Origin of the sequence: Clostridium sp. 29_15, from assembly GCF_001916075.1 — a bacterium.
GTDB classification, from domain to species: domain Bacteria; phylum Bacillota; class Clostridia; order Clostridiales; family Clostridiaceae; genus Clostridium; species Clostridium lentum.
This window is the reverse complement of record NZ_MNRT01000037.1, coordinates 42,384-68,591: the sequence shown is the minus strand read 5'-3', so window position 1 is coordinate 68,591 and position 26,208 is coordinate 42,384. Positions and strand designations below refer to the sequence as shown.

The 26,208-nt window shown below is 28.7% G+C and carries 22 protein-coding genes, 1 pseudogene and 1 riboswitch; of the genes and pseudogenes, 3 read left to right on the top strand and 20 right to left on the bottom strand.

Annotation, left to right across the window (positions count from 1 at the left end; translation table 11 throughout):
• Nucleotides 1–132 precede the first annotated feature (132 nt).
• The 11 genes from BHW04_RS08800 to BHW04_RS08750 form a co-directional block, all read right to left on the bottom strand.
• On the bottom strand, nt 133–1,188 hold the full coding sequence (locus tag BHW04_RS08800) for a BMP family lipoprotein (protein ID WP_022213152.1): 1,056 nt from the start codon (nt 1,186–1,188) through the stop codon (nt 133–135).
• 158 nt (nt 1,189–1,346) lie between these two features.
• A riboswitch (purine riboswitch) is annotated at nt 1,347–1,445 on the bottom strand.
• A 215-nt stretch (nt 1,446–1,660) separates the two neighbouring features.
• The gene (asnB, locus tag BHW04_RS08795) at nt 1,661–3,502 is read right to left on the bottom strand and encodes an asparagine synthase (glutamine-hydrolyzing) (RefSeq protein WP_022213153.1); all 1,842 of its coding nucleotides are present in this window, start codon (nt 3,500–3,502) and stop codon (nt 1,661–1,663) included.
• Between the two features lie 246 nt (nt 3,503–3,748).
• Complete coding sequence (locus BHW04_RS08790) at nt 3,749–3,850, bottom strand: MetS family NSS transporter small subunit (protein WP_022213154.1); 102 nt, start codon at nt 3,848–3,850, stop codon at nt 3,749–3,751.
• Nucleotides 3,851–3,852: 2 nt separating this feature from the next.
• A complete protein-coding gene (locus BHW04_RS08785) occupies nt 3,853–5,364 on the bottom strand; it encodes a sodium-dependent transporter (protein WP_302623288.1) in 1,512 nt (503 codons plus the stop codon).
• Between the two features lie 342 nt (nt 5,365–5,706).
• A complete protein-coding gene (locus tag BHW04_RS08780) occupies nt 5,707–6,549 on the bottom strand; it encodes an HAD family hydrolase (RefSeq protein WP_302699398.1) in 843 nt (280 codons plus the stop codon).
• Between the two features lie 175 nt (nt 6,550–6,724).
• On the bottom strand, nt 6,725–8,140 hold the full coding sequence (locus BHW04_RS08775) for an aminotransferase class I/II-fold pyridoxal phosphate-dependent enzyme (protein WP_302623278.1): 1,416 nt from the start codon (nt 8,138–8,140) through the stop codon (nt 6,725–6,727).
• Nucleotides 8,141–8,296: 156 nt separating this feature from the next.
• The gene (locus BHW04_RS08770; RefSeq protein ID WP_302623277.1) at nt 8,297–9,514 is read right to left on the bottom strand and encodes a M16 family metallopeptidase; all 1,218 of its coding nucleotides are present in this window, start codon (nt 9,512–9,514) and stop codon (nt 8,297–8,299) included.
• Between the two features lie 77 nt (nt 9,515–9,591).
• Complete coding sequence (gene scfB / locus BHW04_RS08765; RefSeq protein ID WP_302623276.1) at nt 9,592–10,944, bottom strand: thioether cross-link-forming SCIFF peptide maturase; 1,353 nt, start codon at nt 10,942–10,944, stop codon at nt 9,592–9,594.
• Nucleotides 10,945–11,124: 180 nt separating this feature from the next.
• Entirely contained in the window at nt 11,125–11,262 is a 138-nt protein-coding gene (gene scfA, locus BHW04_RS08760; protein WP_022213160.1) for a six-cysteine ranthipeptide SCIFF, read from the bottom strand.
• 151 nt (nt 11,263–11,413) lie between these two features.
• Entirely contained in the window at nt 11,414–11,647 is a 234-nt protein-coding gene (locus BHW04_RS08755) for a hypothetical protein (RefSeq protein WP_022213161.1), read from the bottom strand.
• Nucleotides 11,648–11,863: 216 nt separating this feature from the next.
• Entirely contained in the window at nt 11,864–13,261 is a 1,398-nt protein-coding gene (locus BHW04_RS08750; protein WP_302623275.1) for a VanW family protein, read from the bottom strand.
• A gap of 179 nt (nt 13,262–13,440) precedes the next feature.
• Here BHW04_RS08750 and BHW04_RS08745 point away from each other — a divergent pair, with 179 nt between their 5' ends.
• On the top strand, nt 13,441–14,592 hold the full coding sequence (locus tag BHW04_RS08745; protein WP_302623274.1) for a DEAD/DEAH box helicase: 1,152 nt from the start codon (nt 13,441–13,443) through the stop codon (nt 14,590–14,592).
• Between the two features lie 28 nt (nt 14,593–14,620).
• Here the strand turns inward: BHW04_RS08745 and BHW04_RS08740 are convergent, their stop codons facing one another.
• On the bottom strand, nt 14,621–15,454 hold the full coding sequence (locus BHW04_RS08740; protein WP_302631541.1) for an Mrp/NBP35 family ATP-binding protein: 834 nt from the start codon (nt 15,452–15,454) through the stop codon (nt 14,621–14,623).
• Between the two features lie 163 nt (nt 15,455–15,617).
• Here BHW04_RS08740 and BHW04_RS08735 point away from each other — a divergent pair, with 163 nt between their 5' ends.
• Complete coding sequence (locus BHW04_RS08735) at nt 15,618–15,950, top strand: hypothetical protein (protein WP_302631540.1); 333 nt, start codon at nt 15,618–15,620, stop codon at nt 15,948–15,950.
• Here BHW04_RS08735 and BHW04_RS08730 read toward each other — a convergent pair.
• The 3 genes and pseudogenes from BHW04_RS08730 to BHW04_RS08720 all read right to left on the bottom strand — a co-directional run bounded on the left by BHW04_RS08730 (nt 15,887) and on the right by BHW04_RS08720 (nt 18,712).
• Nucleotides 15,887–16,822: pseudogene (locus BHW04_RS08730) on the bottom strand (DUF5692 family protein). The gene BHW04_RS08735 and the pseudogene BHW04_RS08730 sit on opposite strands and share 64 nt — an antisense overlap.
• Before the next feature lie 149 nt (nt 16,823–16,971).
• The gene (locus tag BHW04_RS08725) at nt 16,972–18,378 is read right to left on the bottom strand and encodes an APC family permease (RefSeq protein ID WP_302699397.1); all 1,407 of its coding nucleotides are present in this window, start codon (nt 18,376–18,378) and stop codon (nt 16,972–16,974) included.
• A gap of 148 nt (nt 18,379–18,526) precedes the next feature.
• Complete coding sequence (locus BHW04_RS08720) at nt 18,527–18,712, bottom strand: hypothetical protein (protein ID WP_302631538.1); 186 nt, start codon at nt 18,710–18,712, stop codon at nt 18,527–18,529.
• Nucleotides 18,713–18,806: 94 nt separating this feature from the next.
• On the opposite strand from BHW04_RS08720, the gene BHW04_RS08715 reads away from it, so the two are divergent.
• Entirely contained in the window at nt 18,807–19,463 is a 657-nt protein-coding gene (locus BHW04_RS08715; RefSeq protein WP_022166327.1) for a hypothetical protein, read from the top strand.
• A gap of 77 nt (nt 19,464–19,540) precedes the next feature.
• On the opposite strand, the gene BHW04_RS08710 is transcribed toward BHW04_RS08715, so the two are convergent.
• The 5 genes from BHW04_RS08710 to BHW04_RS08690 form a co-directional block, all read right to left on the bottom strand.
• Nucleotides 19,541–20,371 (bottom strand): carbohydrate ABC transporter permease, encoded by an 831-nt coding sequence (locus BHW04_RS08710; RefSeq protein WP_186834528.1) that lies wholly within the window; start codon nt 20,369–20,371, stop codon nt 19,541–19,543.
• Nucleotides 20,371–21,213 (bottom strand): carbohydrate ABC transporter permease, encoded by an 843-nt coding sequence (locus BHW04_RS08705; protein ID WP_302630640.1) that lies wholly within the window; start codon nt 21,211–21,213, stop codon nt 20,371–20,373. Before BHW04_RS08705 ends, BHW04_RS08710 begins: the two co-directional genes overlap by 1 nt.
• Before the next feature lie 102 nt (nt 21,214–21,315).
• Nucleotides 21,316–22,680: an ABC transporter substrate-binding protein gene (locus tag BHW04_RS08700; protein ID WP_302631537.1), complete on the bottom strand. Its 1,365-nt coding sequence runs from the start codon at nt 22,678–22,680 to the stop codon at nt 21,316–21,318.
• A 302-nt stretch (nt 22,681–22,982) separates the two neighbouring features.
• Nucleotides 22,983–24,320 carry an alpha-amylase family glycosyl hydrolase gene (locus BHW04_RS08695; RefSeq protein WP_302623873.1) on the bottom strand — a complete coding sequence of 446 codons (1,338 nt, stop codon included), beginning with the start codon at nt 24,318–24,320 and terminating at the stop codon, nt 22,983–22,985.
• A gap of 149 nt (nt 24,321–24,469) precedes the next feature.
• The gene (locus tag BHW04_RS08690) at nt 24,470–26,035 is read right to left on the bottom strand and encodes a C40 family peptidase (RefSeq protein WP_022213170.1); all 1,566 of its coding nucleotides are present in this window, start codon (nt 26,033–26,035) and stop codon (nt 24,470–24,472) included.
• Nucleotides 26,036–26,208: the final 173 nt, after the last annotated feature.

Sequence of the window (26,208 nt, the reverse complement as noted above, 5' to 3'; positions counted from 1 at the left end):
AAACTAAAAATATTTACTATTATATTCAGCTACTTTTACAATTACATTTTCATACACGAAACTTTATTTAATTTATAACGACAAATAAAAATGCATCCAGTTTTACAACCGGATGCACATATATATAATATATTATACTTCTGAATTAACTACTATTTCACCATTCTTTATAGCTTCTAAAACTTCCTTAACTTTTTCAACTGTTGAATTACTTAAGTTTGGATTTTCTGATGGTATACCAATGCCATCATTTTTAGCATCAAATGTTATAGTTTGTCCACCCGGGAAAGTACCTTTTAATTCTGCTTCTATCATTTGGTAAGCTGCTTCATCTATCTTCTTAATAGCTGAAGTTAATATTACAGATGTTCCATCCGATTTTAAACCATCATTGTATTGGTCAGAGTCAACACCAATTACCCATACCCCTTCTCTAGTCTTAGCTTCAGTAATAACACCATTTCCTGTTCCACCTGCGCAAGCAAAGATAGCTTTTACACCATTGTCATACATAGTTGCTGCTAATTGCTGCCCTAATGCTGTATCAGTAAATGATCCTGAGTATACTACGTTCTCATCTTTTAAAGTTACTCCTGTACCAAGATTTTCATTAGCATAAGCTACACCTTGCTTAAATCCAGCATCAAATCTTTGTACTGAAGGTATTTCCATACCACCAATGAATCCCAAATCACCACTTTTTAATTCTAAGGCTGCTGCAACACCTGCTACAAATCCTGATTCTTGCTCAGCAAAAAATAGCGCAGCTGTATTATCTGCTACTAAAGCATTTCCATTTCCATCATTTGGCTCACCATCAATGATTACAAACTTTGCATCGCTATATTTTTCTTGAGCTGAATATATAGCTCTTTCAAACTTAAATCCTGGACATATTATAAATTTATAATCTGCATCGTAAAGATTTTGAATTTGAGTTAAGTAATCAACTTCTGTTTCTCCATCTGGTTTCATATAATTTCTTTCAATTCCTAATTTCTCTTCAGCTAATCCAATTCCTTCCCAGCTTCCTTGGTTAAATGATTTATCATCTATTGTTCCTGAATCTGTTACCATACCAACTTTTAAAGTTGCCTCTTCACTACTTTTGACTTCATTACTTCCACATCCTACTAACCCTGTTACCATTAAAGCTGAAAGAACTAATGCTATTGATTTCTTTTTCATAAATTTTCCTCCTAAACTTTTTTCAATAAGTTATATTTCCTAAATACTTCTATATGAAAACCCATGTAAATTATCTTACTAAATTAACATGTATAGCTTAGTTACATTTAAATTAAATATATCAATTAGCATTTTATACCTTATTATGCATTAAGTCATATACAATTAAATTTACCCATAGCTTAGAAATTTTAGGTTTCCAGTAGAAACATCCCACCATATTAGGGATTTATATGAATAATCATAGCCCTCTTATAACAAACTATATTTCTTATAACAAACTATATTTTCATTATAATTCAAAACATTCGTAATATCAACATATTTTTTTCATTTCTTATAAACTTATACAAAATTTGCTTTGCTTCTGTTATTGCACCATTTCCAGTTATCGCCGCTGATTAGAATATGGCTGTAACTCAACTATAATACATTTTAGGCTGCTAATTGTATCCCTTCCCAAGTTCCTTGGTTAAATCAATATATTTACATTATATTCTTTCATCCATATATTAAGTTGAATTAAATATGCTATAAGTTGTGGCCCTGTCATCAATTGCCCAAACCAAGGAGTAGTATATGATTTTCCTTCCGTATCAACTATTTCTTTAACAACTTTCTTATCAATTATTTCTAAAATAGGAGAATTATTATCACTTAAAATTTTATTCATTTCTTTACATACCATTTCTGTATATATAGGATTATGGGTTTTAGGATACGGACTTTTTTTTCTATAAACCACATCTTCTGGCAATACTCCTTCTAAAGCTTTTCTTAAAATCCCCTTTTCTCGTCCATGAAGAAGCTTTATCTCTGCTGGAAGATTAAAAGCATATTCCACTATCCTAATATCTGCAAAGGGAACTCTAACTTCTAAACTATTATACATACTACATCTATCTTTTCTATTTAATAGATTTACCATAAACCATTTTAAATTCAAATAGAACATTTCTTTCATTCTATAATTTTTCTTATCTTCATTTTCAAAATGTGGTACTTCCTTTAAAGTTTTTAAATATTCATATTCAGCACATTCTTCTATATTAAACTTTTTAATTTTTTCATTTAAAATACTTTTTCTCATTCCTACAGCTCTAGACCAAGGAAAAGTTTTTGCATTTAACATTTCTTCATTAGTATACCATGGATATCCACCAAAAATTTCATCTGCACATTCGCCTGATAAACTTACTACAAAATTCTTTCTAATTTCTTTACAAAATAGCAATAAAGACGAATCTACATCTGCCATCCCTGGAAGATCTCTTGCCAAAGTTGACTCTTTCAATGCCAATACCAAATCTTTATGATTTAATACGACATTTTTGTGGTTACTTTTAATAAACTCTGCCATCCTAAAAGCCCAGTACTTATCTGAAGTAGGCTGAAATAAAGAAGATTTAAAATACTTTTCATTATCTTTATAATCAATAGAATAAGTATTTAGTATCTTGCCCCTATTTCTAAACTCTTCTGCTGCTATTGCTGATATGGCTGATGAATCCAATCCACCTGATAAAAAAGTACATATTGGTACATCTCCCACCAATTGACGCTTTATTGCATCAAAGAGTAATAGCCTTACATGTTCTGCCGCTTCTTCTACTGTTTCTTTATTTTCCTGTAAAGTAACCTTCCAATACTCCCAAACTTTTATATTTTCCTTATTTATAAGCAAACAATTAGCTGGTGCAATTTCCAAAATATTTTTATAAATAGCTTTTCCTGGAACTACCGCTGGACCTAAAGCAAATAGTTCAGTTATTCCTTCTCTATCAATTTGAGCCTTTACCATAGGATTTGCTAGTATTGCTTTTATTTCAGAAGCAAAAATTATATTTTTATTATTTATAGAATAAAATAAAGGTTTTACCCCCATTTGATCTCGTGCCAAAAACACTTGTTCTTTTTCTTCATCATAAATGGCAAAAGCAAATATTCCATTAAATTTTTTTATACAATTAACACCCCATGCTATATAAGACATTAATAGCACTTCTGTATCACTGTAAGAATCAAAAAAATAACCTTCTTCTAAAAGACTTTTTCTTAACTCTTCAGTATTATATAATTCACCATTATATACTAACACATACTTATTACCATTGATTATTTTTATCATAGGTTGTTCTCCACCTTCAGGGTCAACCACTATCAATCTTCTATGTCCTAAAAGTACATTTTCACTTTCATATATCCCTTCACTATCTGGTCCTCGCCTCTCTAATATATCAGTCATTTTTTTTATAATTTTGCTGTTTGATTTTAAACTTTCACTAAAATTTACCCATCCAGCTATACCACACATAATTTCACCTTCTCATTATTTTAATATAATACACAATTTATGTAATAAAAATAATCTAGGTGATTATTTTTAATTAATACTATAATAATTAGTTGAATCACATTAAAGCTAGTTAAGATTTCATAAGTTACAAGGTGAAATGCTACACCAGTTAAGAATTAACACTTCGTTAATTAAGTTCATAAGCAAAGCAACATGAACTGTTTAACTAAATAATAAAGGAATAGCCGTTTGGCTATTCCTTTATTATTTGCTTTCATTTCTTATTGTTATTGTTAATGTTGTTATTAATCCTCCATACAGAACTATTGCTCCTATAAAGAAGAATGTCATTGCTATCGGTGTCATAATTACGCAACCTCACTTTCATTATCAAAATCTAATGAATTTTTATTTTTCCACGGCATTTTACTAAGTAAAAGTGCACCTATTATTCCAATTCCTACAATAGCCCAACCATATGTTATAAGCTCAGCTGTTGAATAGCCTCCATATGGCGTTTTAATTTCAGTAATTATACTGCTTATTAACATAATTGCAAGTATTGCTGGTGTTACATATTTAATAATAATATCCCACCATTTTCCTATTCTATAATAAGAAACTGAATTTGTATGATTTCTAATAGTTTGTGGTTTAATTATCCATCCTATTACAAATGCTTCTAATAATCCAATAACCACTATTCCATAATTATTAACAAAGTTGTCTATAATATCCAATAAATAAAGTCCTGCTCTTGTAGCAAATGCTATACTAACGATAAAACCTACTCCGCATATTAGACTTACTACTTTTTTTCTTTCCCATCCTGTTTTGTCAATAACTGCTGAACTTACAGCTTCTACTAAAGATACCGATGAAGTTAAACCTGCAAATACTAAACATGTAAAAAATAATACTCCAAGTATTGTTCCCCAAACTCCCATTAATCCAAATACCTTAGGGAAAACTATAAACGCTAATCCTATTCCACCTGAAACAACTTCTTCAAATGGTAATGATTGACTTGAAGCCATAAATCCTAATATTGCAAATACACCTATAGCACATAAAAACTCAAATCCACAATTTGCAAATGCAGTCATAAATGCACTATTATTTATATCACTCTTCTTTGGAAGATAACTTGAAAAAGTCATCATAATTCCCATTCCAACACTTAATGAAAAGAATACTTGCCCATAAGCTGCAATCCAAACTTGTGGCTCTAACATTTTACTCCAATCTGGTGTAAATAATTTATTTAAACCAATAGTTGCACCTTCTAATGTAACTCCTCTTATAACAATTATAATCATTATAATTATTAATAGTGGTAATAATATTTTATTAAGTTTCTCTATACCACCTTTTACACCCTTATAACAAATAAACCAGTTAACTGCCCATAAAATTGCAATTCCTATAAGTATTGGCCATATTATGTAACCGAACTCAAATGCAGAATTTGAAGATTGAAGGAAATCATTATAAAAATATGAATTTGTATCATTTCCCCATCCTTTTGTAAAGCTTAATGTTAAATATCTTAATGCCCAACTTAATATCATTGAATAATAAGCTAATATAATAAATGCATTAATAGTTGGCCACCAACCAAGCCATTCCCATTTTTTATTTGCTCTAGCAATTGCTAAAGGTGTTGAACCTTTATATTTATGTCCCATTCCATACTCTAATATAAGTATTGGAATAGCTGCTGTAAATATAGCTACAAAATATGGAACTAAGAATGCTCCTCCACCATTTGTATATACTAAATAAGGAAATCTCCATATATTCCCTAAACCTACAGCTGATCCTACAGCTGCAAGAATAAATCCTAACTTACTCCCCCACTGTTCTCTATTTTCTTGCATTTTTATCCCTCCGTTTTATTAATTTATCATCTAATAAGCTTTTTTATTGCTAATTCGTTATGTTTTATCGTTCTTTTCTATATAATATATCATTTAGTATATTTGTGCAACATAAAATTATACTTTTATCATATATACATTAATATTTTTATAAAAATATTAATGTATACGATTATATTTTAATTATTTTTAAATTTAAAGTACCATTTTATAATAAAATGATTTTTAAATTACCTCCTAATTCCTTTAAATAAACAATGGGGCTGTCTCATCAAAAATTTTATATACAATATATTGTATTATTTATTCTTAATGCGACATCCCCATCTCTTAATTATATTATTAACTTTTTATCTTTAATTCATTTAATCTTTTTTCTATAAATAGTGCAACACCATCTTCATCACAACTTCCAATTACATCTGTAGAAATACACTTAACCTTCTCCACAGCATTTGATGTAGCATAACATTCATCAGCTAATTCAAACATTGGTATATCATTTAAATTATCTCCAAAACACACAAGCTTATCATGCTCTATATATTCACTTAAAAGCTTAATTCCATTTGCCTTAGAAGCTGCTGCACTATAAGCTTCAAGGAAGTAACATCCACTTTCATATATATCTTCATAATATTCAACAAATATTTCATCTATCTTCTTAAGTTCTTCATATATCCCTTTTATTTTTTCGTATTTATCAAAAACTATAAAATTAATTATTTTTGATTCCTTCAAAAACTCCTTATAATCTTCTACTTTTAAGAAAGTTTTTTGCTTTCTATCAGCTCTTTCTTTGTAGAAATTATATTCCCAAGAGTATTCAAATTCTTTATGATAAACCCATAAATGATTATTTTTTACTCCATATACCATGGCATTCTTATGAAATTTATTTAATATATCGAAAACTTTGTCTACTGTATTTTTTTCTATTTCTTTTATATTAATATATTTTTCTTCTTTAATATCGTAAAGCAATACACCATTCATTAGTACTGCTGGAAGTTTTAAATTTACATCTTGTAATAAATCCACAACTGTTGCAGGTGTTCTTGCCGTAGCAACTGTAAAGTTAACACCATCATCTATAAGCTTATTTAAAATCTCAATTGACTTTATAGATACCTCTTTATTACTATTTAATAAAGTTCCATCTAAATCTGTAACAAATAATTCCATAATTTTTACCTCATACCTTGTCTTTATAGTTACTTATTTCTTTTCCTGCGAGTATTACATTATATACTATAAATAATATAAATTCTAGTATTTTTTTAAAATTATGTTCTTTTTCTTCTGTGAATAAAAAGTTAAAGAATAAGATTCTAATTTATTTTACCAATATATCTTTCTACTATTCTTTAATTACTTTGATATATTCTTTATTTCTTATACCAATTACCGAACGATTATTGCTAAGATAGTCATTGATAATAGCTATTGCTTCTTTTGTTATGACTTCACCAGGACATAACAAAGGTATTCCAGGTGGATATGGTATTATAGCTTCACTGGCAATATTTTTATCTGCTTCATTTATTTTTACATATTTATACTCTTTTTTAAAAACCTCATAAGGTTCCAATACTTTTTCAGGAATAAAGGAATAATATTTAGAGTAATTATCTTGTCTTATATCCTTAAGCTGTAAATTTTCAAATGCTTTTAAGAGCTTATTAAAATCATTATCATCATTTATAGGAGATAATAATAAAACCACTCCTGAAGCAAAGCTCATTTCACATTGTATTCCTTGCGTTCTTAAATACTCTAAGAGCTTATGCCCACTATATTCCTTTGATAAAGTTACAATATATCGAGATTTATCAATATCATAATTTTCTGATAAATCCTCTTTTGATATTATATAAACTTTATTTAACAAATTAATTATATTTTTATATTTTTCCGCCTTATTTATAAGTTTTTCATATTCATCATTACCATATTCATCTAAATAGAATCTTGCATAATCCAGTGATGACATAATAAGATATGACGGTGAAGTAGTCATAAAAGTATTTAGATAAAATTCTATATCATTATCGTCTCTATTAGATAAAAGATAAGATCCTTGGGTTAAGGCTGGCAATGTCTTATGAGCACTTAAAACCACATAATCAGGTATACTATAAATAGCTTTAGGTAGATTGTCATTTGCAATAAAATGAGCACCATGGGCACTATCTACTACTATTTTTAATCCTCTTATCTTTAAATCTCTAAGCACTTCTTCAATATCATAAGTTATACCAAAATAACTTGGATAAGTTAAAATAATTCCCTTTAAGTTTTCACATTGCTCTATGGCATCATAAATATTCTTCTTATCTGGTGGTAGAAATATTCCTAACTTTTCATCTATTAGTGGTTCAATATATTTAACTTTTAGTTTCCTTAAAATAAGTCCATTATAAATAGACTTATGGCAATTCCTTTCAACTAATACCTCATCGCCTTCATTAAAGGCTGCAAAAATTGAACAAAGATTACCTCCAGTGCTTCCATTAACCATAAAGTACGCCTTTTTCACACCATATGTCTTAGCTAATAATTTCTGTGCTTCTAATATTATGCCTTCTGGTGCATGAAGGTTATCTAAAGGTTCCACTTCTGTTATATCAAGATAACCCATGGTATCTACAAATTCTTTTCCTATATCGTCTTTTAAAAAGCCCTTTCCACACTTATTGCCAGGCATTGAAAAAATTAAATTTTCTTCCTTTTTATATTTTAATACTTCATCTAAAAGAGGTGTTTTTTTACTCATCTAAGTTCTCCATTCAATGTTTTATCTATGATATTATAATACAAATTATAGCTTTTCCTCACATTCTTTAATAAATTATTTAATTATTTGTAATTATACATATAATTATTGTAAGTAACTAAACTGTTAGACATACAAAACTTACTATATTTCTTATTACCTTGTAATTATTTCTATACACTTATTATGAAACACTTTACTGCTTATAGCTATCAAATCTTCTTTATTTATATTTTTTAAGCCCTTGATTTCATCAAAATATAACTCATAATTACCAAACATAATATCATACATTGCTACTGCATTAGATAATCTTATGCTTTGTTCTTCATTAAATAACCTCTTTAATTTCAAGCTTTTTACAAGTCCATCAATTTCCTTCTTAGATAGATTTTCTAATGTTTCTTCTAAATTTTCAAAAATAATCTCAATGGAATTTATAGCTTCTTGTATTTTTTCTTCTCCAGTACTGAAAGTAATTTTATATAATCCAATACCACTTTCATTACTCACTTTAGTTAACACATCATACACTAAACCTTTTTTAGTTCTTAAACTATCAAATAGAAGGGAGTTAACACCTTCCCCAATATATTGATTTAAAACTTTAAAAATCTTTATTTCTTCATGATTTAAAACACTGATATCATATGTAATTAAAACTTTTGCAGTGTTAATGCCCTCTCTTTTATCTCTATAAATTCCTCCCTTAGCTTTTTCACTTTCTGTTAAAGTTGTTGTAAAACCACTATTATCCCAACTAATGAAATATTTATTAACAATCTCAATTATCTCCTTAAAACTCTTTTGAGATATTATCACTATGGTTGTGTTTTCTGGGAAATAATATTTATTATAAAACTCTTTTACATCCTCAATGCTTATATTTTCTAAAGATTTTTCCATTCCAATAATTGGATATTTTATCCTTCTATCTTTGTAGCTATTAAGAAATAATTTATCTTCACAAAATTGCTCTACTTCCTCATCCCACTCTTTAAGTTCTTCCTTAATAACATCCATCTCTTCTTTAAAGCCATCATTCCCTAAAGTAGTATTAATTAATAAATCTGCATATAACTCTATACCTTTTGCTAAATCCTCACTTAATAATGTACCATAATAAATCACATAAGGATAATTAGTCATGGCATTTTGAAAACCAAAAATTTCACTGAACTCTTTATTTATTTCTACTTCTGATCTATTGCTTGTACCCTTATATATCATGTGTTCTGTTACATGTGCAATCCCAAACTTCCCCTCTGTATCTCTTATTGCACCTGCATCTAGTGCAATAGATATAGATGACAACATGGAATCAGTACTTTTATACACAAGCTTTAAACCATTCTTTAATATATATTCTTGCATAATACCCCCTAAAAATTTAATCGATAAACTGCTACTGCTTTTTAATAAAAAAACGAAGCTATTGCTTCGTTTTTTTATTATTCTGCCTTAAGTGCTATAGCACATTCAATTCTCTTCTTTTGCATTTGACATCCAATATCGTAAGGATTGTTAATATCATTATTGAACGCTATGTTATTAGCTTGGCATCCACCAGAGCAATAGAATCTAGCCCAACAGTTTCTACATTTTGGCTTATTGTATATATGTGCTTTCTTAAAACTCATTCCTAAATCTGCATTATAACTATCATCATAAATGCTTCCTAATTTATATTCTTCCTTACCAACAAATTGGTGACATGGATAAACTTCACCTTGTGGCGTTATTGCAACATATTCAAATCCTGCTCCACAACCTGATATTCTCTTATAAACGCAAGGACCACCATTTAAATCTACTTTAAAGTGGTAGAAGTTAAACTCTTTTCCTTCTGCTTTCTTTTGTACTAGTTCATCATATAATTTATCATAGCTTTCAAATATTTTAGGTAAGTCTTCTTTTCTTAAAGCTAACGGATGTCCATCTTCTAAAACAACTGGCTCGATAGATATTTCTCTAAATCCTTCATCTACCATCATCTTAACATCTTCATAGAAATCAAGATTTTCTCTTGTAAATGTACCTCTTACAGTATGAGCTTTATTCTTATCTCTCTTAGCTACCATTTTCTTTATATTTGGTAATATTTGATCATATGATCCTTTACCATCAAATCTAATTCTTACCTTATCATTCACTTCTTTTCTACCATCTATGGAAAGGATTATGTTTTCTAACTCCTTATCCATATAGTCCATCATCTCATCAGTTAAAAGTGTAGCATTAGTGGTCATGGTAAATCTTATTCTCTTATTCCATTTTGCTTCATTTTCTCTAGCATACGCAATAATTTCTTTGATTGTATCCATCATCATTGTTGGTTCTCCACCAAACAAATCTATTTCAATATTTTTTCTAGGACCACTTCTTTTAACTACATAATCTATTGCTTTTTTTGCTGTTTCTAATGACATCTTACCTTTATGTCCATTATATTCTCCTTCATCGGCAAAGCAATACTTGCATCTTAAATTACAAGCATGGATTATATTTAAACATACTGCTTTTATATAATCTCTATCATCCATTGAAGAATGAGCTATATCTTCATACTGATCTTCTGTGTAAAGAATTCCTTCAGCAACTAATTCTTGTAGTTCTTCATAAGCTTCTTCAACTACATCAGCCCCATATTTAGCTCCAAAATCTGCTACTAACTCCTCTTTTGATCTTAATTTGTTGTCATCTACTAAATCATATACTAGCTCGTCTACTATATGAACTGCTCCAGTATTTACATCTAAAACAAAGCATTTTCCACCTTGTTTAAATTTATGAATTAATGACATTAATACATCCTCCTTATAACAATACAGCTATTATTAAACACTACACTATATATAAATTTTTCTTTAGTAATCTTAATAATTCAACTTTATTAACTTACGCTACAATTTATAGGTATTCTTTCTTTAATTTCTTAAAAGTATAGGCAGTAACTAAGCATTATAGTTACTGCCACTTTTTAACTATGCTTCACATTCTAAATTAGCAACTGTGCAAGAAGTCTTACAAGCTGATTGACATGAGTTTGCACATTCCTTACAGCCTGGTTTGCTTAAGCTATTTTTTATATTTGTCTTGTTTATTGTTTTGATATGTTTCATGTACAAATCCTCCATTTTATATTAATAACAACGGTTATTATAACACATTTTACCGTGGTAATAAAGCTATTACTTTCCATAACATCTTTTTTTTACTATGAATATAAATAAAGTAGCTAAGCTAACAAACTTAAACTACTTAACTACTTTTCTACAATGAACTTTCCTTCTTAATTTCATTTATCATTTCTTCTTCACTTAAAGTCTTATCATCATAAGAATTATATAAATCATCTAATGAAACAGTATAATAAAGTCCTTTTTCTTTTTTATTTTTTTTATTTTTTTCACTGACCTTATTTTTTATCATGGTTCCAGCTGCAACTGAAGCTGCTATTGCTGAAAGTGCTCCTATAAGAATCTTTTTTCCATTTTTTCCTGACATGCTTTCACCTCTCTTATTATAAAAATTATAATAATTTATATTAATTTAATCAATTTATTTTTTCATTGAATTAAATTAATAATTTCTATTTTTTTTCATACTTACATCACCATATCCTAAAAAATTATAACTATTAATTATATTTCCATTATAATTGTATTTTATAACCATATATAACAAAAAAGCTATTGCAACTTTGCAATAGCTTCTAAATTTTTAAGAAAATGGTTGATATACACTTTCATTTAAGTATATGCTATCAACTAAATTTCCTGATGAATCATACTTATCTAAGTAAGTATAGCAATAAAGACTGCTTACAGCCTCTACTCTTGGTTCATAAGTATATCCATTAGTAGCATTTGAATTTGACCATATTTCCACAGTTAGTGACCCACCTGTTGATGAAGTAGTTATTATTAATGGATAATCATAAGTATTAACAAATCTTAAATCAATTAAGTCATCTGCTAATGTTGCATCTAATCCTATTCCTATATATCCTACTGTCATCATATGGTTTTGTCTTTCTGTTGGAAGTATTCCAGCTCTAAGCTCTGCGTTGTATAAAGTAGTAGCTATCTGGCATACTCCTCCTCCCATTCCTGGAACTACTTGTCCACCTACATACGTATTGGAACTTACAAAACCTCTCTCTGCTGTAGTTGGACCGATTCCATCAGTACAAGAGAATTCTTTGCCAGGCATTAATAACGTATTATTAAAATATGCTGCCCCAGTTTGAATGTTATGTCCACTATTTCCAGCTGAAAAATACGTTGTAAAGCTTGAAATTCTAGTATCTATTGTTCTTAATTCACTAGCTTTTATATCTGCTTCACTTTCAACTAATGATCCATTAGCAACTACATCAGCACCACCATTTTTTCCAGTAATTTGAGAAGTTATTGAATCAACTAATGTTTGCTCATCTAATATATATCCGCTTTGTTCTTCTACTACATTAACTACTCCACCTGAAATTGATGCACTTGCATTTACTGGTTCAACTTTTACATCTTCAGCTATCTGTGCAACAAATTCTTTAATTTTTTCTTCATTAACAGTAGTTGTTAAGTCATAAGTTTTTTTCTTAGGTTCATTAATTAAATTTAATTTCCCCTTGAAGCTTTTATTTTTACCATATGACATTATTTCATCTTTAACTTTATCTGTATCAGTAGTTACATCTAACTCAGTATAACTTGAAGAATATTCTTTACCATTCACAGTTACCTTAATTGTTTTATTAGCAATCTCAGCATCTTTTTCTGCTAATATTTTTGATAAATCCGCTTCATTTAATTCACCTACAGGTTCAGAATAAATATACACTTCTGGATATACCTTATTTTCATAACTATCCACAAGCTTTTTATTGCTTATCCACCAATATAATATCCCACCTATAATGACTATAAGAACTATAATACCTATTGTTAACCCTACCTTAAATTTTTTACTTTTTACATTTACATCCTTATGAATATCTTTTTCAGAAATTCTCTGCATAGTATCTTCAGATTCAATCTTTTCTTCATGAGTTTTATTTTCTATTTCTTCTTTAGCAATTGTTTCTTTTACTTCATCTAATTTTTTATTATCATTATTCATATTCATCCCTCCCTTATTTAAACAACTTTTCCCATAAACCATTATACACTATTTATACCTATTCTTATCATTTTTTGTTCGCAAAATTCTCTAATTTTTTTACTGTTTATTTTTTTCTTTATACTGTTATTTATTTTAGTGTATACTATAAATACTATTATTATATTAAGGAGACACCAATGAATAAATCATTTAATGAATTAAATATAAACCAGTCTATTGTTATGGCATTAAAAAAACAAAATATCACAACCCCAACAGGTATTCAAGAAACTTCTATTCCTTTTGCTTTAGAAAATAAAGATATTATTGCTGAAGCACATACTGGAACTGGCAAAACCCTTGCATTCCTTATTCCTATATTTGAAAAAATAAACTTAGAAAAACGTGAAATGCAAGCTATTATTTTAGCTCCTACTCACGAATTAGTAGTTCAAATTGAATCACAAATAAAACTTCTAGCTACTAATTCTCATATGGATATTAAATCTTTATCAATAATGGGCGAATCTAATATTGAAAAGCAAATAAAGAAACTAAAAGAAATTAAACCTCACATAATTATTGGTTCTCCTGGAAGAATCCTTGACTTAATCAAGAAAAGAAAAATTACTGCTCACACTATTAAAACAATCGTACTAGATGAAGCAGATAATTTATTATCTAAAAATAAACCTACAATAATAAAAGATATTATAAAGTCAACTATGAAGGACCGTCAGCTAATGTTCTTCTCTGCAAGCATTAATAAAGAAACTTTAAACCTTGCTAAAACATTAGTAAAAGAAGTTGAAATCATTAAGATTGAAAATAAATCTGAAATAAATCCAAGAATTGAACACATCTGTATCTTAGGTAGCCTAAGAGATAGATTTGAAAATTTAAGAAAACTACTTGCTGCTGAGCAACCTAAAAGAGCTATTGTATTTGTTAATAACAATACTGAGCTTAGACAAATTAATGAAAAACTACAATACCATAAAGTTAAATCTACAGCTATTTATGGAAATGCTTCTAAAGAAGAACGTCAAAGAGCTTTAGACTCCTTTAGAAGAGGTAAATGTAATGTTCTTGTTTCTTCTGACTTATCTGCTAGAGGTCTAGATATTCCTGAAGTAAGCCATATAATCAGCTTAGATTTCCCTGTAAATCCTAATGAATACTTACATAGAGCTGGAAGAACAGCTAGAGGAAATAATTCTGGAGTTTCTCTGTGCTTAATAACTAATAAAGATATTGAAATACTTCAATCTTATGAAAAAGCCTTTGGCATTGAGTTTACCGTAAAAAAATTATACGGTGGAAAACTTATGGACATGGAGCAACAATAAAAAAAGCAGCTTTATAGAGCTGCCTTTTTTATAGGATTATTTTCTTTTTGCATTTACTTATTATTTTATCAATTATAGGATCAAATAAATCTAAAATATCTTCATTTTGTTCTGCAATGCTATAATTTACAATTGATTTATGCATAGGAAGCTCTCCTAATAAATCTACATTCATATCCTTTAAGAATTTTTCTGTGTTTTCACCATCAAACATTCTAATTTTCTTATTACAGTCAGGACATTGTATATAACTCATATTTTCAATAACACCAAGTACTTCTATGTTCATTTTTCTAGCCATATTAATTGACTTTGATACTATCATAGATATCATATCTTGAGGTATAGATACCATTACAACACCTTTTATAGGAATTGATTGCATTACTGTTAGTGGTACATCACCAGTTCCAGGTGGCATATCTATTATTAAGTAATCTAGCTCTCCCCAGTATACTCCTGTCCAGAACTGATTAACTATTCCTGTAATAGCTGGTCCTCTCCAAATCACAGCTTCATCTTCTTTTTCAACCACTAGATTTAAAGACATTACTTTAATTCCTTCAGCAGTTTCTACTGGATAAATAAGTTGTTCAGTTCCCCTAGCTCTTTCATTTTCTATATGAAATAACCTTGGTATACTAGGTCCTGTTATATCAGCATCTAAAACCCCAACTTGATATCCTCTAGCTGCTAATTCTTTTGCTATCATAACTGACATTGTTGATTTACCAACTCCGCCTTTACCGCTCATTACTCCAATTATATTTTTAATTTTATTTTGTGGATTATTTACTATTCCGCAACTTTGTTCATCTTTACCACATGTTCCTTTACTTGGACAACTATTACAGCTTCCCATAGTAATCACCTCTTATCTATTGAATTCAATATAAACTATATTTTATTCTTCTTACATATGGTTGTCAAACTATATATATCCTATTAAATACACATCTAAAAAAATAACCTTTTCTTATTTTAATCATATATTATTTTATACTGCTTCATAGGAGAATTTGATTTTGAAGGATAAAAAAAACACTACAAATTCTAATGAAACTTCTGATTCTAATGAAACTTCTGAAAACAATAATAATTTTGAACAATTAATAAAGCAACAAGATATTGATTTAGCAAACTTAGAAAAAATAGGTCTGTTTTTTTTGCTTTATGGCTATTCTATTTTTGTAGTTGATGCAAATTTAGATATATTAGAAGCTTTAGATAGGAATAATACTGGCTATATCCCAGATAGTGTAACCTTATATGGGCAGGAACTTGTTCTTACAGGTTATATACTATTATTTATAGTAGCTTCAAAAAGAGTTGCCGAGAAAGCTTTTAGATCAAAGTGAACATCTTCTTTAAATGGATTTCTCTTATATTTAAATATTTTATAGAAATGATATATAAATACAATTATATTTGAAAGAAGTGAAATAATACTCACTATTAAAAGTGCTTTAGCATTATGTGATGATTACACGGCAAAAATTGATGTATCCACAAAGCTAGGGAATGTCATTGTAAACATCATCCAAGCTGCTAAAGTATAAGCCCTATTTTGTATCCAAACTCCTTTTTTAATAAATATTAATGGAAGTGTACATGAAATTAGTAAGGCTGCTCCTGCATAAAATGAATGATCTGACACACAATTATATACATATACAAAATTCCATAAATCATATGCTATAATCCAAAACCATAGCTGATCTGGCCATATCATATCTCTACTTCTATCCTTACTTACAAATATTCCTACCCATCCTGATATAGTAAGAATATTTAATATTCCTGCAATACCATTAATTATATTCCAAGGTCCACCAAGCATCCATACTCCATCAACAATTCCTTCAGCATATCCATAACACTGAAAATCTCTTACTACTGCTTCTAATATATTAACTGCTAAAATTATTGCTGGAAGCATCAGAATATACTTATTATCCTTCCAAGATTTAAAATACCTAATTCCCATAAAAATAAGACATCCAGCTAATGCAGAATATACCTTTACCCAATGAAACCATGTTCCTGTACTAGATCCTTCCCCTGCAGTATGAGGCCATACAAATACTGTTAGTACTATTGGCATAACTACACATAATATCACTGAAAATACTTTACTTTTTCTAGCAAACTCATTGATTAATATTAATGCGCCTAAAACAACAAACCAGGCTACCAAAGAGTACCATGTAATATTATTAAATAAAAGCATATTTTATCCCTTTTTTCTACTTTTTTCTATTACATTTTACTTAATTTATACATATTTTTCAAGTTAATTTTTCTTATTTATAAAATAAAAAAAACATTAAGATGAAAAAATCATCTTAATGTTTTTTTAACACTACCTTATTCTTGCTATTATCTATTACTTTTTTTAGCAAAGTATGGCAAAATAAGCCCTAGTAAGATCAGTACTATTGGTGTAGCAATATTTAACATTAATTGGAATACATCTTCTGAATATATTCCACCAATGCATGCTATAGCAGTAAATACAAAGCACCATACACCTATTAGTATTCCTAATGCTTTATTCTTTACGAAATAGTATTCTCTACCAAATTTTTCTCCAGTTTTCTTTAAAGCTATGTAAGCTACAAATACCCATAAGTATCTTAATGGCATACATACTGCATTTAATTTTACAAGCCATTTCACTAATTCATCAACGCTACCAATACCAAATGCTGGAACCACAATTAAAAGTGACACTATTACTAAAATAAGTTTATGTCCATTTACATAAGCCCCATTTTTATTTTTCTTAAATAGCACCTCTGGAATATATCTTTTATCCCCGCTATCAAGAAGCATACGTAAAGGTGCATCAATAGAAATTATTAGCACTGCAAATTGGCCTATCATATTAGTTACTGCATAAGCAATCACAAATAAGTTTCCTACATGATAGTAGTCCCCTAATTCTTGGAAAGCATAATATGCACCATTAGTCATTAAATCATTTGGAATATTATTTGAATCAAACATCATTCCAAGTGATATTGTTCCAAGTATAGCCGTTACTGCAACCATTACTGCTAAAGCAATCATACCTTTTGAGAATCCTCTTGCTGGATCCTTCATTTCATTTACATATGGAGATATTTTTTCACATCCTCCAACAGCAAATACTAAAATTGAAATATTAGTAAAGAAGCTTATATCAAATTTAGGTATAAACGTCTTAAGTGACCAATCTATTGTATTTAACTGTGCATCTGTAAGTGCTGGAGCTGCTATCATCAATAAAATAAATAATATTGACATGATAAACATAGAAGTTCCTGCTAAAGTTGATAGTTTTTTTAATATACTTATTCCTTTAGAGGCTAGGTAAATTGCTAAAAGGAAGATGGCTAAACATGCCAATTGCATAAGCCTTGTATCCATATCACTAATTCTCTTATCTTGGAATATTGCCCAACTGGTAGCTATCATAAAACTGTTAGGCTTTTGTGATAAATAAGGCATATGTACAACCCAGTATGTCCACCCTGCATAGTATGCAAGCTTTGCTCCTACTGTCTCATTAATCCAAGAGCTGACACCTCCACCACAATCTTTAAAGGCAGATCCTAATTCTCCTACCATTAACGCATATGGTATGAAATATAGGGCAAATATTATTAGCCAAGCCACTATAGCCTGCAATCCATTGTACTCAGAGAATCCATTTATTACATTACCAAATCCCCAAACTCCTGAAAAGGCCATAAATGCTAGACTATACCACATAATTTTTTTACTACTAGTATTATCTAACATTTTTCTTCTCCTTATACTATTTTTTATTATAATAAGATAATATTACAAATTTTCCTTCTTGTACATAATAAATATTTATTTTTTCATTTAAATTAGATTTTAATTTCATATAAAAAGCACGTTTAAAGTTAAACATGCCATACTGATTTTATAAAAACCATTCTATTTCAATTTCTTGATCATCATTATATTCATTACATTCTATTGTCTTACTTTCTAATTCTCTTTGATTTCTCCATTTTAGAAATTCATAATAATCTAAAACTTCTTTTAATATTTTATCATCCTCTTCTTTAGCTAAAACATTTATTACTTCTTTTGTTAATTCACTCATTTGTCTTCCTCCCTCATTAGATATTAATTATATCTAATAATTTTTAAGTTTTTACATAAAATATTTATATTAATTAATATAAGGAGTAAATTTTATGAAAAAATTATTAATTACATTTTTAATTGGAGTAACTTGTACAACTACATTCTTTCCACCTTTACATATTGCTGCCTTATGTAAAGACATTCCTACTAACTCTGCTCCTGCAGTGAAAGATTCTTATAAAGATAGAGCTTCTGTTCACATTGAAGATTTAAAAGGTGAGTTTTCTGCACGTCCCTCATCTGGTATTAATGATGTAGATTTTCTTAACTCAGAAATATCAGTACTTAGAACAGCCATATACATTTCAGCTTTGATTCAAAGTTACATAACTGATGAACAGCTTATTGATCTTGCTGAAGAAATAGTTCAAGAAAATAGCGGAGTTATTCGCGAGAGCAGAATTCTAATAGATAAACTTTCTACTTCTAAAAAATCAGATGCTGCTGCCAGTGAAAAATATACAAAAGCATCAAAAGAAATCACTGATACACTATTTAATAATTTAAACAAAATAAATCCTGATGAAAGCGATTCTTTAACTTATATAAATCAAATTCAATATCTTATTGAAGCTTCAAAATCTCTAGCCAAATTAATAAATGAGTCTACTAAAGATAATATTATCAAAGAAATGTCTCAAGATATAATTAACAATGCAGATAGCAATCTTGAAACAATTACAGAAATAAAGCCAGCTATTAAATAAGATAATTTAAAAAGGAGCTATATAATCCTCCATATAGTTCCTTTTTAAAATCATAATTCACAATTCATAATTCATCATTACCCTTTAACTGCTCCTGCTGCTACTCCTTCAATAATATATTTCTGACAAGTTAAATAGAATATTATTATAGGTATAATTGCTAATACTAATACGGCCATCATTGCACCCATATCAATTGCGCCATAACCGCCTCTTAAATATTGTACTGCCATTGGAATTGTTTTATAATCACTCTTTAATACTAAAGATGGTAGCAAATAATCATTCCATATCCACATTACATTTAATATTGCTACAGTAATACAAATTGGCTTTAATAATGGAAGCACTATTAAAAAAAATGTCTTTATAGGATTGCAACCATCTATCAAGGCTGCCTCTTCAATATCAATGGGAATTGACTTTACAAAGCCAGAAAACATAAATATTGAAAGTCCTGCTCCAAACCCAAGATAAAGTACTATAAGACCTATAGGATTATCTAAACTAAGCATATTAGCCACCTTACTCATAGTAAACATGACCATTTGGAATGGAACAATCATAGAAAATACAAAGATAAAATATAATACTGTACTTACTTTATTTTTAGCTCTAGTGATATACCAACCTGTCATAGAAGTAAACAATACAATTACAATTGTTGAAAAAAATGTTATGAATATTGACCAACCAAAGGCACTTAAAAAACCTGTCTTTGACAATCCATCAATATAATTTTGTACCCCTACAAATGTCTCAGCTGTAGGTAATTTAAAAGGAGCATCACTAATATAAAGCTTACCTTTAAAAGAATTAAATAATATTATAAATATAGGAGCAAGAAATATAACTGCCAGTATTACTAATAATATATAAATAACTATATTACTTTTTTTGCCTTTCATTAACTTTCAACCTCCTTCTTCCTAGTAATATTTAATTGAATAATCATTATTATAGCAACTATAATAAAAAATATTACTGCTTTTGCCTGTCCTACTCCTTCCCAGCCATTCCTACTATAGAATGTTTTATAAATATCCAAAGCTAACATTGATGTTGCTCCAGATGGTGCACCATCTGTTAAAGCCAAGTTCTGATCAAATAACTTAAAAGCATTAGATATAGTTAAAAAAAGACATATTGTAACAGAAGGCATAACTAATGGAATTGTAACATTTCTTAAAATTTGTGATTTTGAAGCACCATCAATCTTAGCTGCTTCAATTAAATCATTAGGTATATTTTGAATTCCAGCAATATAAATTATCATCATATATCCTATAAGCTGCCAATTCATCATTATAACTAAACCCCAAAACCCATAGCTAGCACTATATGTTAAATTCACATTAAAGTGACTTAATACACCATTAATTATTATTTGCCATATATACCCTAAAACAATTCCTCCAATTAAATTGGGCATAAAGAAAATAGTTCTAAATACATTAGTGCCTTTTAATTTCCTAGTTAATAAATAAGCAAAGGTAAATGCCAATATATTTACTGTTATAGTTGAAACAACAGCAAACTTAACTGTAAAAAATAGTGCATTAATAAATTCATCATTTGAAAAAACCTTTATATAATTACTTAATCCTACAAACTGTGCATCAGCTACTGTTGTAAACTTAGTAAAAGATAAGTAAATGCCCATTATAAAAGGTACTAGAAAAGATATACAAAAAGCTACAAAAGTAGGCAATACAAAAAAAGCAAAATACTTCTTTAAAATCTTCTGCACAAGAATCCCTCCTTAATTAATCGATAATTGATAATTAAGGATGAAACTCCTTAATGACTTTCCTCCTCAATTATCAATTCTCTATTTTTAATTATCAATTAACTACTGTGCTTTTTCTAACTTCCAATCATCTTTTACTGTTTTAACTACATAATTCCAATCTTGAGTCCCTTGAACATACTCAAGTAATGCATCATTAAATGTCTCTTTAAATTTTTCACTTGGGAATGCTTGGAATATCCAATTTACATTTTTAATATTATCTTTCTCCATCCATTCCATAACTTGCTTTGACAATGGATCTAATGGTCTCTCCTCTTCAGTAAAAGTATCAAATGGTGCTATAAATCCTAAATCACCAACAACATAAGATTTTCCTGTATCACTGGTAAATAGCCAGTTTATAAAATCTATTGAAGCTTGTTGTTCAGCTTCTGAAGCTTTACTATTAACTGCGAAATAGTTCTCTGTACCTATACATATACCTTGACTTTCTTCTCCCTCTATACCTGTATATATTGGCAAGAATTTTATATCATCTTGTTTAACAACATTACCATCAACATCTTTGATTTGTGCCCATGCCCAATTTCCATTTTGAACCATTGCACATTTACCTAAAGCAAATTCAGACATTGAATCATCAACACTCTTATTTCCTAAAAGTCCTTTTTCAGTACAAGAATTATCTAAGTATAAATCAAAAATATTTTTATATTTATCATTATATTTAAATTCTACTGTATCTGATGCAAGACCAGTATCTATAATTTGTGTATCATCTTCACTTTCATCTTTAAACTCATAATAAAATGGTAGATTTGCTAAATGAGTATCCCAACGCCATCTATTTCCTGAAGACATAGATGTTGAAGAAAATACACCATCTATACCAAGTTCATCTTTATTAGCCTGCATATCTTCAACAACTTCTTTTAATATATCAAAATTATTAATATCATCTACAGATGTAATATTCGTCTTTTTATTGGCAAGAGTTATATATTTGTCCATTATTTCCTGATTATAAATTATTCCATATCCCTCAACTGCATAAGGTATACCATAAACTCCATCTCCATCAGTTACTGCTAGAGATTTATCAGATAAATGACTATAAAGATCAGTATCTTTTAAATTTGCACAATAATCTTTCCAGTTATTATATCCTACTGGCCCATTTATTTGAAATATTGTAGGTGCTTCACTCTTGGCCATTTCTGACTTCAAAGTTTGCTCATAGTCTCCACTTGCAGCTGTTTCTACTTTAACTTTTACTCCAGTCTCTTTTTCATAGTCTTCAGCTACACTCTTATAAACATCAGCAATTTCTGGTTTAAAATTCAAAAAATAAATCTGTGCTGAATCTCCTCCATTTCCTTCTTCACTGCTTCCTCCACATCCAACTAAAGAACTGGCAACCATAGACATAACAACTCCAGCTGCTACTAATTTTTTATTAACCATAAAACATCCCCTCCATATTTTATATTTAAAATTTATTCCATATGGAATAAATCTTACTTGCAAACCTCTAGTACCGATTTCATTTATTGAGTCATAATAATTATTTAATCTCTTTATACAATATATAACTTTATGTAAAAAAATATTAATACTAAAAATAATTTATTTTATTTTTATCAGTTTGTTGAAAAAAAGAGGATGTCGCATTAAGAATAAATAATACAATATATTGTGTTTATTTTTAATTATTAAAACAATATATTATATATAAAATTTTTAGTGCAACATCCTCCTTTTTTCTTTTATATAGAATTATCTTTACTGATTATTAATGCTCCATATGGCTCTATAGATATATTTCCATCTATGCTAATTTCTTTTCCACTTAATAAATCTATTGCCTTATGAAAACTAAAATTGTAATTAATATCTACATTTTTATCATCTAAATTTAGTGCAACATATATTTCCTGCTCTTTAAACTTTCTTAAAAAGACAAATTGTTCATTTCTTATAATGATGGGAGTATATGTTCCATGCCTTATAGCCTGGCTTTTACTTCTTATCTCACCTAAATCACATATTAATTTAAAAAGTTTCTTATTTCCATCTTTTAAAGTATCTATATTTAACTCTGGTCTTAATGGTAAATCAGTATTCTTTCCCTTTATAGCCTTTATGCCATATTCACTACCATAATATATACTAGGAATTCCCGGCATAGTATAAAGCAATGTGTAAATATTATATATATGCTCTGGATTTTTTATTACACTAGCAAGTCTATTTACATCATGATTATCTACAAAGTTATATAAACATAACTTTTCATAGATTCCGCCTTTTTCAAACTGCCTTCTAAATGAATGAGCTATTTCAAAATAATTTCTATCATTATGACTGGAATATAACCCCTTATAACACTCATAATTAGTAGTTGTATGAAGCATTTCATCATTAGCCCATCTTGAATAATCTCCATGAATAACTTCTCCCATAAGCCACAAGTCTTCCTTTTTATAATTTATATGATTTCTTAATTTTTTAAAAAAACTAAAATCAATACTATCTGCTGCATCTATTCTCACTCCATCTATTTTAAATTCATCGACCCAAAAATCTAGTGCCTTAAAAAGATATTCACACACTTCTTCATTCCATACATTAAGTTTCACTAAATCAAAACATCTATTCCATGGCTCATAATAAAAACCATCGTTCTCTGGAGTGTTGCCATTAAAATTTAAATTAACAAACCAACTACAATATCTAGACTTGTCTCTATTTTCTTGCAAATCTTTAAAGGCAAAAAAATCTCTTCCTACATGATTAAAAACTCCATCAATAACAATCTTTATATCATTATCATGTAGCTTATCACATAATTCTTTAAAATCTTCATTTGTCCCTAATCTCTTATCTATTTTAAAATAATCTATTGTATCATATCCATGATACGTAGATTCAAATACTGGTCCTAGATATACTGCATTTACCTTCATTTCTTTTAAATGTGGTATAAATTGTATAACTTTCTTTAGTCTATTTTTCTCTTGATATTCTTTACCTGGTTCTAATACTCCACAAAATCCTAATAAAAATAATTCATAAAAAATACATTCACCTATCCATGAAACCATTTTTTATCTACTCCTATTTAATTATTACTATAAATATTTATATGTTTATATATAATCTATATATTACTTTTATCTATATAATGACAAAAGGATTAAGCTTATTTATATACTTAATCCTTTTTAATAAATATTTTTTATATTATAAATAATTAACTTAAAACTCTTCTAGCTCTGCTTACATAACTCCAAGGAACATTTCTTATTTTAACAAAGTCTCCTGTATTTGAAGATTCTATCCATTGATTATCACCTATATACATACCAACATGTCCAAGATCAGCACTAAACAATAAATCTCCTGGCTGAACACCGCTTAATTGTATTTCAATACCAGCATTTATTTGAGAATAAGTAGTTCTACCAATATTTATTCCAGCTTGAGCAAATCCCCATTGCATTAATCCAGAGCAATCAAATGCACGATACCCTTGATTCACATATCCTTCAGCATGAATATACTCACCATATGCTGCATCTTCAGGAAATCTAACCTTCAATTCATTTAGTGAATTAGTGGTAAGATATTCTCCTGATCCACCCCATACATATGGTGCACCTACTTGCTCCTTCATAGCATTTAAAACTATATTATATGCTTCTGAATTTGAAATATTTTCTGAACCTGTAGTATTTCCTTCTGATGAATCTTCATTTAAAGTGCCACCTATTCCAACTTTTATGTAATCTGAATGTACATATCCTGTTGAATTTCTATAATTGATCTCATACCAATTTCCCTCTTCTCCAACAATTTCTACTGCTTCACTATTTACTAGATATCCTAAAACAATAGCACTAGAAGATGGACTTTGACGCACTCTTAAATTTGATCCTTCAACATTAACAACATATCCACTTCTTATTGAAGCATTATTATCTGATTCTGTTTCTGATGAATACTTATTTAATGTAATATACTCTTTACTCACATAAGCAATGGAATTATTATATAATATCTTATACCAATTTCCTTCTTCTCCTATTATATTAACTGCATCTCCTTCATATATATTACCTAAAATAGTTGATGAAATTGATGCTCCTTCACGTATTCTAAGAGCTATATTGCCTAAATCATAAGCATATCCTACAGCTGTTATTGAAGAACTTCCTGAATCATTTTTTGAATTTCCGCCATTACTTGTACTTCCTATAGAAACATAATCTGCACTTACATAGCCATATCCCCCATTATATTGGATCTTATACCAGCTACCTTCAACAGCCACAATAGATACTGTAGAGTTATCTAACACATATCCTATAATTGATGAATCTAAAGAAGCTCCACTTCTTACTCTTAAATTAGGAGCTGCATCATATACAGTTCCTGTATATATAACATCATATGTGGTAGATGATGAACCTGCTGATATTTCATCAACATAATCTTCAAATACATATCCTACTATATCATTATATTGTATTTGATACCATTGATCACTTTTTGATATAATATTAAATCTTGTTCCTTCAATCATAGTTCCTAAAACTTCTGAAGATGTTGATGCTGCTGCTCTAATCCTTAAATATGTTGAGTCAACATTTACAACTTGTCCCTTATTTGATGATCTGCTATTAATATTTTGCTCATGACCATCATTTGATAAATCATCAGTAAGTTCTACCGCATGAGCTTTTACTGAATTTAAAGCTAATATTCCACCAATTACTCCTGATATTGCTATAATTTTTTTAATTTTTCTTTTCTTCATACTAATATTTTCCACCCCACTTATTTAACATTTAATTCTCGTAAAATTTTAACTTTTCTTTAAAGTATTTATTTTACCATGTTTTTACCGTTTTTTCTATGGAATTTTTTATATTATTTTACATTTATGTATGTTTTTTTATTTGTTAAGTGTATATTAAAATATTTTTCAAC

What these genes read in the sequence shown, in the direction of transcription:
- BHW04_RS08750 (WP_302623275.1), bottom strand. Translation starts at nt 13,261, where the DNA reads ATGAATAATGATAATAAAAAATTAGATGAAGTAAAAGAAACAATTGCT.
- BHW04_RS08720 (WP_302631538.1), bottom strand. Translation starts at nt 18,712, where the DNA reads ATGAGTGAATTAACAAAAGAAGTAATAAATGTTTTAGCTAAAGAAGAG.
- BHW04_RS08715 (WP_022166327.1), top strand. Translation starts at nt 18,807, where the DNA reads ATGAAAAAATTATTAATTACATTTTTAATTGGAGTAACTTGTACAACT.
- BHW04_RS08740 (WP_302631541.1), bottom strand. Translation starts at nt 15,454, where the DNA reads ATGGGAAGCTGTAATAGTTGTCCAAGTAAAGGAACATGTGGTAAAGAT.
- BHW04_RS08780 (WP_302699398.1), bottom strand. Translation starts at nt 6,549, where the DNA reads ATGGAATTATTTGTTACAGATTTAGATGGAACTTTATTAAATAGTAAT.
- scfB (WP_302623276.1), bottom strand. Translation starts at nt 10,944, where the DNA reads ATGTCATTAATTCATAAATTTAAACAAGGTGGAAAATGCTTTGTTTTA.
- BHW04_RS08785 (WP_302623288.1), bottom strand. Translation starts at nt 5,364, where the DNA reads ATGCAAGAAAATAGAGAACAGTGGGGGAGTAAGTTAGGATTTATTCTT.
- BHW04_RS08770 (WP_302623277.1), bottom strand. Translation starts at nt 9,514, where the DNA reads ATGCAAGAATATATATTAAAGAATGGTTTAAAGCTTGTGTATAAAAGT.
- BHW04_RS08690 (WP_022213170.1), bottom strand. Translation starts at nt 26,035, where the DNA reads ATGAAGAAAAGAAAAATTAAAAAAATTATAGCAATATCAGGAGTAATT.
- BHW04_RS08700 (WP_302631537.1), bottom strand. Translation starts at nt 22,680, where the DNA reads ATGGTTAATAAAAAATTAGTAGCAGCTGGAGTTGTTATGTCTATGGTT.
- asnB (WP_022213153.1), bottom strand. Translation starts at nt 3,502, where the DNA reads ATGTGTGGTATAGCTGGATGGGTAAATTTTAGTGAAAGTTTAAAATCA.
- BHW04_RS08745 (WP_302623274.1), top strand. Translation starts at nt 13,441, where the DNA reads ATGAATAAATCATTTAATGAATTAAATATAAACCAGTCTATTGTTATG.
- BHW04_RS08695 (WP_302623873.1), bottom strand. Translation starts at nt 24,320, where the DNA reads ATGGTTTCATGGATAGGTGAATGTATTTTTTATGAATTATTTTTATTA.
- BHW04_RS08755 (WP_022213161.1), bottom strand. Translation starts at nt 11,647, where the DNA reads ATGTCAGGAAAAAATGGAAAAAAGATTCTTATAGGAGCACTTTCAGCA.
- BHW04_RS08800 (WP_022213152.1), bottom strand. Translation starts at nt 1,188, where the DNA reads ATGAAAAAGAAATCAATAGCATTAGTTCTTTCAGCTTTAATGGTAACA.
- scfA (WP_022213160.1), bottom strand. Translation starts at nt 11,262, where the DNA reads ATGAAACATATCAAAACAATAAACAAGACAAATATAAAAAATAGCTTA.
- BHW04_RS08775 (WP_302623278.1), bottom strand. Translation starts at nt 8,140, where the DNA reads ATGAGTAAAAAAACACCTCTTTTAGATGAAGTATTAAAATATAAAAAG.
- BHW04_RS08710 (WP_186834528.1), bottom strand. Translation starts at nt 20,371, where the DNA reads ATGAAAGGCAAAAAAAGTAATATAGTTATTTATATATTATTAGTAATA.
- BHW04_RS08790 (WP_022213154.1), bottom strand. Translation starts at nt 3,850, where the DNA reads ATGACACCGATAGCAATGACATTCTTCTTTATAGGAGCAATAGTTCTG.
- BHW04_RS08725 (WP_302699397.1), bottom strand. Translation starts at nt 18,378, where the DNA reads ATGTTAGATAATACTAGTAGTAAAAAAATTATGTGGTATAGTCTAGCA.